This window comes from Pantoea sp. BJFS-204, assembly GCF_049310725.1.
Lineage (GTDB): Bacteria > Pseudomonadota > Gammaproteobacteria > Enterobacterales > Enterobacteriaceae > Pantoea > Pantoea agglomerans.
Genome location: NZ_JBMOWE010000004.1, coordinates 337,139 through 348,387, shown reverse-complemented (window position 1 = coordinate 348,387; position 11,249 = coordinate 337,139). Strand labels below are relative to the sequence as shown.

Here is an 11,249-nt window from a genome sequence, read left to right as displayed (position 1 = left end):
CCGGATCAGAACGGTTACAGCGTCTGGGGCCGCATCTACGCGGCAGACGGTACGGCGCTGACCAGCGAATTCCTGATCAACACCACGACGGCTGGCGATCAGCACATGGCGAGGGTGGTCAGTCAGGCTGACGGCAGCTTTATTGCCGTTTTCCTGTCAACAACCGACATCGCGCCGGGTGCAGGTACCAGCGGTATCTACGCACAGTACTTTGATGCTGCGGGTAATAAAGTGGGTCAGCAGATCCAGATCAACCAGCTGACCTATGGTGAGCAGGTTGAAGTCGATGCGACCTTCCTGGCGGGCGGTCAGCTCTACGTGACCTGGACCGATCAGGGCGTGGGCGACGGCGATGGCTCAGCAATAAAAGGCCGCTTAGTTGATCTGAACGAGACACTGGGACTGACGTCTGAAACGGGATCGACGCATATTGAGTATCAACCTGCTCAGTACGATCTTAATGGCACTTCAGGTAATGATGTACTGGATGCACGCGGCGCGAATTCCGTCGATGCAAAAGAGGGCGATGATACTATCGTCATTAACAGTACTCATTTTAGCAGTGTGAAAGGAGGAGAAGGTCACGATACGCTGGTCTGGGATTCTAATAACGATTTAGAACTCGGAACGGTATCAGGCAAAATTAGTGGAATTGAAGCTATCCATCTGGGTAATAACACGGCGCAGACATTATTTATCAGCGCCAGCGATGTGCTCGAAATTACTAAAGATAATGGTAGTGAAGCGAACACATTACATATTACGGGAGATGTGGGAAGTTCAAACAATAGTAATGCAACTGATACCGTTAATATTGGAAAATCAGAATGGACGGATTCAGCCGCACAAACTGAAAATGGCGTTAATTATGACGTCTATACCAATAATGATGACACCACTGTCAAGCTGTTAATCCAGCATGGCTTAAACGTTATCTGATAGAACTGGCGATGACTTCGGTCATCGCCAGCTTTTTTTCACATCAAACTCACCTGATGGGCCTGTTTAAGGCAGGCCCATCAGGTGAGCCCCAGATCTGATTTAACAGATGAAAAGAATAAATAAAGGCATGTGAGCAGCATGTAAAACCTAAATATTTCTTTTTAGCAGAATTAACGTTGCCATATGACATGTCGGGCGGTTAAAACAGTTCCGGTCGCAGCATTGAATTAGCGACAGAGAAAATTAGCCATCCCACTTTATTTGTTATTTTGAGTTAACTATGAAAAAAAACTTGTTCACTACAAAATCCAGATGTTCGCTGCATGGTTTAATTGCGGGATTGCTATTTTTTAATCCCCTGTTAAATGCCCATGCAACGGACTTTATTGAAATGATTCGTATGACAGCCGACCATCCGTCGGTAAAGTCTGCTTTATCAAACAGCACCGGTGCTATGTATGATATCGATCAGGCAAAAGCCGCTGATGGTTTTCAGGTCAGCACGGGTATCAGCGCATCAGGATATTCAGGTCAACCCGGTTATGAGAATAACCCGGTCTCCCCGCATATCACTGTAAGTAAATTACTTTACGATCACGGACGTACTGATGCGAGCGTTGCCGGAAAGCAGGCTGCTTATTCCATGCAGCAGGCTCAGGTAAATGTCACGCGCGAAAATCTCAACGAGCAGGTGCTTTCTCTTTTTACCTCTGCAGCCACTAATGCCACAGTTGTCGCTGTACTGGATAAAGAAATTAACGCACTGCAGGATCTGCTTAATCGGGTAAAGAATATTGCCAGTATTGATAGCGGCAGAGCTTCTGAGATCAATCAGGTTGCGACTCGCCTCAATTCGGTGATTGCCAGTCGTGAAATGAGCTACACCACCTATATACAGGCGCAGCAGCAACTCAGCTCGCTGCTGAACCACGAGATTGTTATCACCAGAGGCCTGCCCGATCTGAAAAAAGCGGGTCTGTTGCCCGCGTCGCTGGCACAGGCACAACAGGTACTGAAAGAAAATCCCAACTGGGCGGTCTCACGCGAGCGTAAAGAGGAGGCGAGAGCCGCAGTGGATCTGGCCTCTAAGTGGAACAGGCCGAAATGGAGTGTGCAACTGAGTATGGACAGTCCAAAGCGCAACGGTGAAATGGAACCGTTTAAAGCGGTGACGTTACAGGTGAGCAGCGATATCAATCTTTGGGATGGTGGGGCTGGCAGGGCAAATGCCAAAGCTGAAACTCAGCGACTCATTGCCGCAGAGGCGGATCAGGATGCAACACTCCGGACATTGAAACAGCAGCTGGATCAGCTGTGGGTCTCCTTACCGCTTCGTGAACGCCAGCTCAATGCATTACAGAGACAGTCAGAAACCGCGTTGAAAACCTGGAAAGCGGGGGAAGTACAGTTCTTCGCGGGGCAGCGTCCGTTAACGGATTTAATCTCGTTTGCTACCGACTATTACACCAGTCTCGCAAGTTATCAGGAGCAGCAGATGCAGTACCTGGCTGCGCAATGGAACATCGTTGCGGCACTGGGTAAAACCAGCCAACTGGTGCAGAAGGTTAACGCTTTACCAGCGAATACCATCGAAGCGGTGCACTAATCACGCTGACGTAAAAAACGAGTATTTCTGGCCGCTGTCATGCTTTGCCGCCAGACCAGAATGAATTAGTTGTCCAGGGGACGCCATTGTGACTGATATACAATTTGAGCCTGCTGGCTCTGAACTGAATGCTGAAAACAGAGTGTTATCCAGATCGCCATCAGATACGCAGGAGACTTTGCTGGTTGCACTGCAAAGCGCACTGCGCCTGTTTGACGTCCGGCTTACGCTAAATGCTTTACGTGTGGGTATGCCTGCATTTCCACCAGACGCTGATATCAGCGCCCAGAATGACTGGGCATTGCGCACGCTGCTGAGCCGCGGCATGAGTGCTGCCTGGCAGAAGATTGACCTGACGGATGTGAAAAGCTTTGTTCTCCCCGCCATCATGCGTCTGGAAACGGGCTACTGCGTGCTGACACAGTGTAGCGAAAAGAAGTGCGCCATTATCGATCCCGCACTGGGCAGCCAGCCTGTTGAGGTCGATTTCGCTCGCCTGGCTCAGCACTATAGCGGCGAGTTGTTGCTGCTGCGACCTAAGTCTTATCTTGATCATCGTGCCGATGACATTGTCCATGTCGGTAAAGGGCACTGGTTCTGGAATACTTTGTGGGGATTCAAACGTTATATCTTTGAAGCCGCCGCATTGTCAGTCGTTATTAACCTGCTCGTTCTGGCGATGTCCGTATTCACCATGACGGTTTATAACCGGGTACTGCCTAACCAGACCTACGTAACACTCTGGACGATGGCTATCGGCGTGAGTCTGGCGTTGCTGTTTGAACTGGCTGCACGGCTGGGTCGGGCCTGGATTACCGATCGCGCCGGTAAAAAGATCGATCTGGTGTTAGGCGCACAACTTTTTCGTCACGTGCTGAACGGCAAAATGTCGGGTCGAGCCCAATCCAGCGGTGCATTTGGCAATGTCATGCAAAGCTTTGACAGCGTCCGCGAGCTTACTACGTCAGCCGCTTTAACGACGGTTGCTGACTTACCCTTTGTTTTACTCTTCCTGGTTGTAATCCATCTGGTTGCCGGGCCACTGGTCTGGTGTGTGATCCTGATATTAGTGGTCATCGTGGCGATGGTGCTGCTGATGCAGATCCCTTTGAAACGCCACGCTGAAGAGTCAATGAAAATAGGCAGTAACCGTTACGGTCTGGTTATTGAATCACTGGATAATCTTGAAACCATTAAAGTTCTGCGTGCTGAAAACCTGGTCGCCTCTAAACACGATGTTGCCAGCGTAAAACTCTCTGCAGTGAATATGAAATCGCGGTTCCTTGCCACTATGGGCTCAAGCGTCATTCAGACGACCCAGCAGTTTGGTACCGTTATTCTGCTGGTCTGGGGTGCTTATCTGGTCGGTGATGGTGATATCTCAATGGGAGGCATCATTGCCACTATGACCCTGATGGGGCGCGCCATAATGCCCATAGCAACGCTTGCCGCGCTGGGATTGCGTATTCAGCAGGCAAAAACCTCGCTGGCCATCCTCAATAAAGTGATGCAGGCCCCTGCTGAACGCGATAATGAGAAGGTTTATGTGCAGCTTCCCCAGGGCAGCCAGACCGGGATTGTCTGTCAGGGCGTTTCATTACGTTATAAAGACGATTTACCGGCCATCGTTGAGCAGCTAGATGTCCGGTTCTGTCAGGGCGAGCGGGTTGCCATACTGGGCAAAATGGGCAGCGGTAAATCTTCGCTGCTGCGCATGCTGGTTGGGCTATATCCACCCACAACAGGCACGATCACCATTGCTGGCGTAGATATAGGCCAGGTCGAGCCGGTGGAATTACGGACGCGTATCGCGCTGGTCAATCAGGAACCACGTTTTATGTATGGTTCGCTGCGTGACAACCTGGTGATGGGAGCACCCTATGCCAGCGACGAAGAACTGATGGCCGCTGCCAAAATGACCGGGGTGAGTGATATTGTCGCGGCCCATCCCATGGGCTTTGGTATGCCTGTCAGTGAGCGTGGTGAAAACTTTTCCGGTGGACAAAAGCAGGCGATAGCCCTGGCTCGCGCCATTCTGTCGAATCCGGATGTTCTGCTACTGGACGAACCTACATCGGGGATGGATATGGGGTCGGAACGCACTATCCTGCAGGCGCTCATCCCGGCAATGGAAGGCCGAACCGTGATTATCGTGACCCACCGTCCGGCAGTGCTGAAATACGTTGATCGGGTGATTGTGATGGATGAAGGCATCAAAGTAGCTGATGGGCCGCGTGAAGAGATTATCGGTTTATTAAACAGCGGGAAGATCCCGGCCGCATCGGTGCTGCGTAACGCAGCGAAACATGCTGGCGTTGAGATAAGCACAGAGCGTCAGCCACAATCTGGCGAGGTAACAGTATGAGCAGCCTGTCCCCTGATAAAAACGTTGATCAAAAGCGCCTGACCGAACATACAGCCAGTGACATGGTGAGGGCCGCCCGTCAGGATCGCTGGGAAGGCTGGCTATTTATTGCCTGGGGCAGCGTGGCGTTAATGGTGCTGGTAATCGTCTGGGCCGCCAATTTCAACATCGAAGAGGTGACAACCGGGTCAGCCAAAATTGTTCCCAGTTCCCGCGAACAGGTTTTGCAAAGCCTTGAGGGCGGTATTTTGCAGGAGTTAATGGTGCATGAAGGCGATACGGTTGAAAAAGGTCAGGTTGTGGCCAAAATCGATCCCACGCGCGCCGAAGCCTCCTTCCGCGAAAGCGCTAACCGCCTGCTGGCACTGAAAGCCCAGGCCGCGCGTCTTGAAGCAGAAGCGACCGGCAGCGAGCTTGTGTTCCCGCCAGAGGTCATGAAAGTACCTGAACTGGTTACCCGTGAAACCGATGCCTGGAAACTACGCAAAAGGGCGGTAAATGAGTCAATTGAAGGCTATCTGAAGTCAAAAACATTGCTGCAGAAAGAGCTTGAAATGGCGCGACAGCTCTCAGCCAGATCGCTGCTGTCAAAAACTGAGGTTCTGAAACTTGAGCGTCAGATGAATGATGCCGAATTGCAAATTACCGAGCGAAAAAACCGCTACCGTAACGAGGCTAACGATGAACTGTCCAAAGTCGATGTTGAGATGACAAGCCTGCAGGAAACTGCCCATGGCCGCCATGATACGCTTGAGCGTACTGAAGTTCGCACGCCAGTACGAGGCATTGTTAACAGTATTAAAATCAATACGCTTGGCGGTGTGATCCAGCCTGGTGCCGCAATAATGGAGGTGACACCATTGGATGACCAGCTGCTGGTGGAAACCCGTATCCGGCCCTCTGATGTGGCTTTTCTGGCACCCGGTCAGGAAGCTGTGGTAAAAATTTCTGCCTATGACTATTCGATTTATGGCGGCCTGACCGGACATGTTCAAAGTATCAGTTCGGGCGCGCTAAAAGATGAGGAAAGTAAAGCTGCCCGCAGGCCAGGCGTCGATGATACTTATTACCGGGTAATGGTATTAACGGAAAATAATACGCTGACGAAAAGCGGCAGTCAGGAACTACGGGTGATTCCCGGTATGACGGCCACCGTTGATATTCGTACGGGCGAGAAGAGCCTGCTGCAATATCTGTTGCGTCCTCTGTTGCGCGTACAGGAAGCGTTTCGCGAAAAGTAAAACCTGCCCTGAATGTAAAAAAGCCAGCGCTACAGCTGGCTTTTTTACACAGAAGTCCGGAATTATTTCAGAATGAAGAGCCGATCAACATCGATTTCGCTATGCCCGTCATCGCGATCTACCTCACCCGTTATCCGTACCTTTTTACCAATAAGGAAGCCGTCGTCGTCTTCGTCATCCTCGTCGACATCAATACGGATACGACCCGTTGAGTCCTGTAACCAGTAGTGGTCATCGTCAGCCCGTCCACTAATCGTACCGGTAAGGGTAACATGACGTTCGTCTCGCATGTTTTTTGCTTCTGCGATGGTGGACTCCTGCCGTGCGAAAGCGGATCCTGAGCAGATCAAGGCCAGCAGCATCCATAATGTTTTTTTCATTAACACCTCCTGTTATACGAGCGCTTGCTGCACGTTGATTCTAAAAACTAAAACGGTAGCCAGCATTAACCTGACGTTGGTTAAAACGTTTTCCGTCTACCATATCGGCCTCCAGGAAGAGCGTATGGCTGCTGATTTGGGCACTCAGGCCGACGCCGTTATTCCAGCCATTTCCTTTAAAGGAAAGACGTTCATTTGATCCGTTCAGAGCATAAGCAGCATCCCCGGCATACTCGCGCATTACACCCGTTTTTACATAGGTGTTGAGTTTGTAATTGCTCTGATTGATTTCATACCCTGCCAGCACGCTTGCCCGGCTCATCAGTGATTTGTAGCTTGAAAGTGTGATATTGAGACCATTAGACGCACCTACGGAAGCACCATCCTGATGACCTGCTGTCAGCTGTAGTTGTGGTTCAAGATAAAAACCTGCCAGCCGATCAGAGAAGCTGAACTTTTTGCCCGCCTCAAGCGATCCGCTCAGACCTGAGGAGACACCGTTACCGGATACCTGGTTATTCTGTGTATCGTGAACATTGAACTGATTCCTTAGCCGGTTGACTTTCACAACGCCATCAACATAGAAACCGGCATCATTTACCCAGGTGGTGTAGAAGCCATAATGCTCAGAACGGATGTTGCCGTTACCATTTTGGTAATGAGGCGATCCTTCAGTTACCCCCATGAACAGGCCCAGATAGATCGGAATTTCATCGGACAAACGTTTATCGACCCCAAACTGATAACCGGTGTAGTTCAGGCTGAAACGGCTCAGCTTGCCATTATCAAAGCCGCTGAACCGTCCATCTATAGCGCGCAGCCAGACATTCCCGGCTGTCTTACCCTGACGAACATCACCCATACGCTGCATCAGCGTCTGCATTTCGGCATAGTTCATCAGATAGCCAGTGTTGAGGAAGTTAGCCCCTGCGTTGGCCGTGCTGGTAATAGGGGAAGTTGCGTTGTCTTGCCCGGCAGGCGCCGTGCCACCGTTATCGGCTGGAGTCGCGGCAGGCTCATTAGCAGGAGTTGCGGCAGGCTCATTAGCAGGAGTCGCGGCAGGCTCATCCGCAGGGATAACGGCCGGATCATCTGCTTCAGGGGTTTCTGGTGCTTTAGGTGAGGAGAGTACCCAGTTGTTGCCTTGCTTATTGACCGAGTAAACATAGCCACCAAGTTCCACGTCGGCGTTACCTTTAAAGGTGGCGATGCCATCAGTCGTTTCAACCACAGTCAGTACTTCGTTGCCAGTGGTGACGGCACTGCCGCGGTTCTGTATGGTCAGACCGTAATCACCGGAACTACTCTCTGTCACCACAACTTTATCGCCAATGTTATTCACGCCAGCACCATCGCCTGCCAGATTGGTGCGCAAGGCGAAGTCGCCGCTGCCGCTGAGGTTGGCGATAGTCAATGTTGAATAGGTTGCGTCATCCGAGGCTGCAGAGAGGTCAACCAGCGAGTTACTCAATGTCAGATTATCGACATTGGATGTTCGCGATACATTCCAGGTGCTGTCGGTCAGATTAACGTTCAGATGGCCATTATTGACGTTATCGCTGCTGGCGCTGCCAGACCAGAGTGAACCCGATGTCAGATTGAGGTCGATGAGTCCGGCCCGGGATAAAACGCTACCAACGATCTGCGCTTTTACGTCGGTGGTGATGACACCTGCTGCATAACCATCATCATATTGCGTAGCCATGGCTATCCCATTCGGAGAGCCCATATCAATGGTCAAATCACCCGTAAGATTCGCTTTACCACCAGCCATGGCGAAGACACCTGTGGCATTCTCCGGACCGGTAATGGTCACTGCATCACCGTTAACTGTGCCACCGCTTGTGGACCAAATACCCAGGGTCATGGTATCCACATTTTTCATCATAATATCGGTGTTCTGCAGATTAATGGTTGCGCCGGTTGACTGTGCGGATACGCCATAAAAACCTGCTGAATAGACCGTATTGCGTTCTTCTTCACTGCCAATGAAGTTAACGATGGCATTGTCGCCCATAGTCACAATGCCGCCAGTCTGATCAGAGGAGATCACGCTACCAGCACCAATGTTTGACAGGCTGTTGTCACGGCCTGACAGACCTGCAGAGGTCTCACCCGCAGTACTGATTGTCAGATGATCGGCCTTCAGCTCACCCCAGCTCCAGATGCCAGCAGAAAGATCCCCAGTGGTAATAATGGTCGAGTTGCTGCCCAGATCAACCGAACCATTATCCTGGATATTAATACCCTGCGAATTATTGCCAAGGGTGTTGATCGTCAATGCATTTGCTTTCAACGTGGCCACGCCATTAATCGACTCACCGGTCAGGTTATCAACCTGAACGGCATTACTGTTAAGACCATTCGTCTGTAAATTACTGTCGTCGCCCAGACTGGCGTGACTTCCGTAACCGCTGACGCGCAGAGCCGTTCCGCCAGTGCCCTGGGTGCTTATTTGCAGGTTGTTTGCCTGCAGCGAGGAACTATTGCTGACAACGACGCCCTCTGCGAAAGAATCACCTGATGCTACCGTGGTGACCGAGGAACCTGATCCTAAACTGGCGGTTACATTTTTTCCGCCGAACTCAATGCCGACCGCTGTTTTACCGGAAACGTTGAGGGTTAACTTATCTGCAGTAAATTCACTGTTTGCCGCTTCAATAAAAATCCCTTTTGCATAACGTTCAGCATCTGACACGCGAACTGTGCTGCCGCTGCCGATGGTAACCGTTGCGGCGGTAGCGCCATTAACCAGGATGCCATAATAACCGTCGCCAGATGACTGGTCGGCAATCAGCGTGGTGCCATCAGTTAAGATGATCTCATTGCCTGTCTGGCTTCCGATGACTGCAGCATAGCTAATCAGAGGCACAACCCCCATCCCACTTGCCAGCATTAATGCTTTTGCGATTTTATTTCGCGGGAATTTATTATTCATCTCAGTCACTCTTCCTTAAGATTTTATTGATAGTGTGATCGTTAAATGGCACCTGAATCATGAGTTGTTATTCAGGTGTTAAGCAGCAGCGATATTTAAGCGATACCAATAAATTGTAGGTTTTATTGATCCCATTAATGGCAGTGCGCATACAAATGTTGCGGGATTATGCAGCGGGAAAAGGATTTATGTAAAGGCATCGCAAGTGTGCCTGTTTTAAGTAAACGTTAAAGACGAAGCCGTATTCGCGAGGAATTTCCATTAAAAATTAAGATAATGCATCGATTGTAATAATGGGTTTTTTGTTAATTATCGTCACATGCATTCTAATTTTGGCTTTATTCATTTTAATCACTGCATTAAAGGTCTGTCTGCTTATGTGTCGCGTAAGGTTGTTAAGCGCGGGTTTAGTGGCAGCACGCTATAATTATATATCGCTACCCATAGTGGTGAGTGCAGAGTGGACGGCAGAATGGAAACATGATGATTGTCACCCCTGAGGTTAACATGTGGCAGGAGAAAGGAGGATTACTGATAAAGTCGTTGTTGTGCTATCAGACTTAATCACACCACTGGAGGGTAAATGATTAATTCACAAAAATAAGGTTAAGAGAGGTTTTATGTTCGTCACAAACAGGTTAGCAGGAGTTTCACTGATGTTACTGGCTTCACTACTTATCGCCTGCACACCGCACAGCAAGGAACCGCAGCGTTTAACAATGCGTAATCCAGCCAGTGAATATTGCGTTAATCGCGGTGGTCAGCAGGTCCAGGAAAAATCTTCGGCAGGTATAACAACCTATTGCCTGCTACCCTCTGGAGAAAGGATTGAGCAGTGGGCTCTGTATCATCGTGACCATCTGAAATGAATTCCCGTTTTGTTCGCCTGCATGCTCCCTGTTCGGGCGAACAACATTTAAAAGTAATGGTATTGCATCATCTGAATCAGCTTAATACACCCTTGCTTAACGACTGAGCAGCTTTTTTATCACCCTGACACGATTTGCCGTACCGGGTCGGTGCTGGTGGATCATGAGCTATATTGGCAGCATATAGCCTGAACAGATAATCATTATCGTAGTCGTGTGAGTCCGGAAGGTAGTATTTGTACGAGCTTTTCTGAATACAATAGACGAAGCCAGTTTTGGCGTCATATTTAAAACGGTTTACAGTGGCCTGGCAGGTTTGTCTTACTATTTCTTACAGCGCTGTATGTCGTGCGTTTGTTGAGAATGACAGAGCATCACAGCACTAAAGGTGATGCTCTGATTTATCTGTTCACCGATTCTGCCCGACGGAGATCAAAATGCATCGCGCCAGGATTATCAGGAATTGATGATCTGCAGGGTGATCAGCCCTCAGCAGATAATGGGTTATGAGTGATCCTGCCCTCCTTTTTTCGCCTCAGCACACCAGTCTCCATACTTCTGAAGGAACTTCACTGTAGGTTTCATTCATTATTAGTTCGGCTTTACGATGATCGTAAGCGCCTTCAAATGAAGAGAGGTCGTCACCAGGAAGTTTTTTCCGCATATAGCTTGTTACGATATCCAGAATATCGGTTGACGGGCAGTTCCTTAACTTATTCAGATAGTAGACTTTGTCCATAATATTCTTGCTGATTTAACCTGTGAAATGAGCTTATACGCAGTCTGAACTTAATTTATGCAGACGCGCCGTTATATCAATGCTGCCAGGCGAGAGTAAGCGGCTCCTGACACCAGATATACTTGTTTCCTTACGCATCGGATACATTCGGGCGCGATCACTCGCACGC

7 protein-coding genes and 1 pseudogene are annotated in these 11,249 nt (G+C 49.7%); 5 read left to right on the top strand and 3 right to left on the bottom strand.

Features of this window, described 5'->3' with window-relative positions:
- The 4 genes and pseudogenes from ACO6VX_RS14710 to ACO6VX_RS14695 form a co-directional block, all read left to right on the top strand.
- A pseudogene (locus tag ACO6VX_RS14710) lies at positions 1-939 on the top strand (hypothetical protein); the annotation flags it as partial.
- Positions 940-1,333: 394 nt separating this feature from the next.
- Positions 1,334-2,548, top strand: a complete 1,215-nt coding sequence (locus tag ACO6VX_RS14705; protein WP_071778629.1) for a TolC family protein — start codon at positions 1,334-1,336, stop codon at positions 2,546-2,548.
- Between the two features lie 88 nt (positions 2,549-2,636).
- Complete coding sequence (locus tag ACO6VX_RS14700) at positions 2,637-4,913, top strand: type I secretion system permease/ATPase (RefSeq protein WP_309600721.1); 2,277 nt, start codon at positions 2,637-2,639, stop codon at positions 4,911-4,913.
- Entirely contained in the window at positions 4,910-6,154 is a 1,245-nt protein-coding gene (locus tag ACO6VX_RS14695) for an HlyD family type I secretion periplasmic adaptor subunit (protein ID WP_010257175.1), read from the top strand. Before ACO6VX_RS14700 ends, ACO6VX_RS14695 begins: the two co-directional genes overlap by 4 nt.
- A gap of 62 nt (positions 6,155-6,216) precedes the next feature.
- On the opposite strand, the gene ACO6VX_RS14690 is transcribed toward ACO6VX_RS14695, so the two are convergent.
- Positions 6,217-6,534, bottom strand: coding sequence for a NirD/YgiW/YdeI family stress tolerance protein (locus ACO6VX_RS14690; protein WP_033760000.1), 318 nt, complete (start codon positions 6,532-6,534; stop codon positions 6,217-6,219).
- 40 nt (positions 6,535-6,574) lie between these two features.
- Positions 6,575-9,472: an autotransporter outer membrane beta-barrel domain-containing protein gene (locus ACO6VX_RS14685; RefSeq protein ID WP_422431662.1), complete on the bottom strand. Its 2,898-nt coding sequence runs from the start codon at positions 9,470-9,472 to the stop codon at positions 6,575-6,577.
- Positions 9,473-10,128: 656 nt separating this feature from the next.
- Here ACO6VX_RS14685 and ACO6VX_RS14680 point away from each other — a divergent pair.
- Positions 10,129-10,341, top strand: a complete 213-nt coding sequence (locus ACO6VX_RS14680) for a DUF333 domain-containing protein (RefSeq protein ID WP_223566314.1) — start codon at positions 10,129-10,131, stop codon at positions 10,339-10,341.
- Positions 10,342-10,876: 535 nt separating this feature from the next.
- On the opposite strand, the gene ACO6VX_RS14675 is transcribed toward ACO6VX_RS14680, so the two are convergent.
- On the bottom strand, positions 10,877-11,080 hold the full coding sequence (locus tag ACO6VX_RS14675; protein ID WP_010257166.1) for an Hha/YmoA family nucleoid-associated regulatory protein: 204 nt from the start codon (positions 11,078-11,080) through the stop codon (positions 10,877-10,879).
- Positions 11,081-11,249 lie beyond the last annotated feature (169 nt).

Excerpts from the sequence above, each read along its gene's own strand:
- ACO6VX_RS14705 (WP_071778629.1), top strand. The coding sequence starts at position 1,334 with ATGATTCGTATGACAGCCGACCATCCGTCGGTAAAGTCTGCTTTATCA.
- ACO6VX_RS14695 (WP_010257175.1), top strand. The coding sequence starts at position 4,910 with ATGAGCAGCCTGTCCCCTGATAAAAACGTTGATCAAAAGCGCCTGACC.
- ACO6VX_RS14690 (WP_033760000.1), bottom strand. The coding sequence starts at position 6,534 with ATGAAAAAAACATTATGGATGCTGCTGGCCTTGATCTGCTCAGGATCC.
- ACO6VX_RS14685 (WP_422431662.1), bottom strand. The coding sequence starts at position 9,472 with ATGAATAATAAATTCCCGCGAAATAAAATCGCAAAAGCATTAATGCTG.
- ACO6VX_RS14680 (WP_223566314.1), top strand. The coding sequence starts at position 10,129 with ATGTTACTGGCTTCACTACTTATCGCCTGCACACCGCACAGCAAGGAA.
- ACO6VX_RS14675 (WP_010257166.1), bottom strand. The coding sequence starts at position 11,080 with ATGGACAAAGTCTACTATCTGAATAAGTTAAGGAACTGCCCGTCAACC.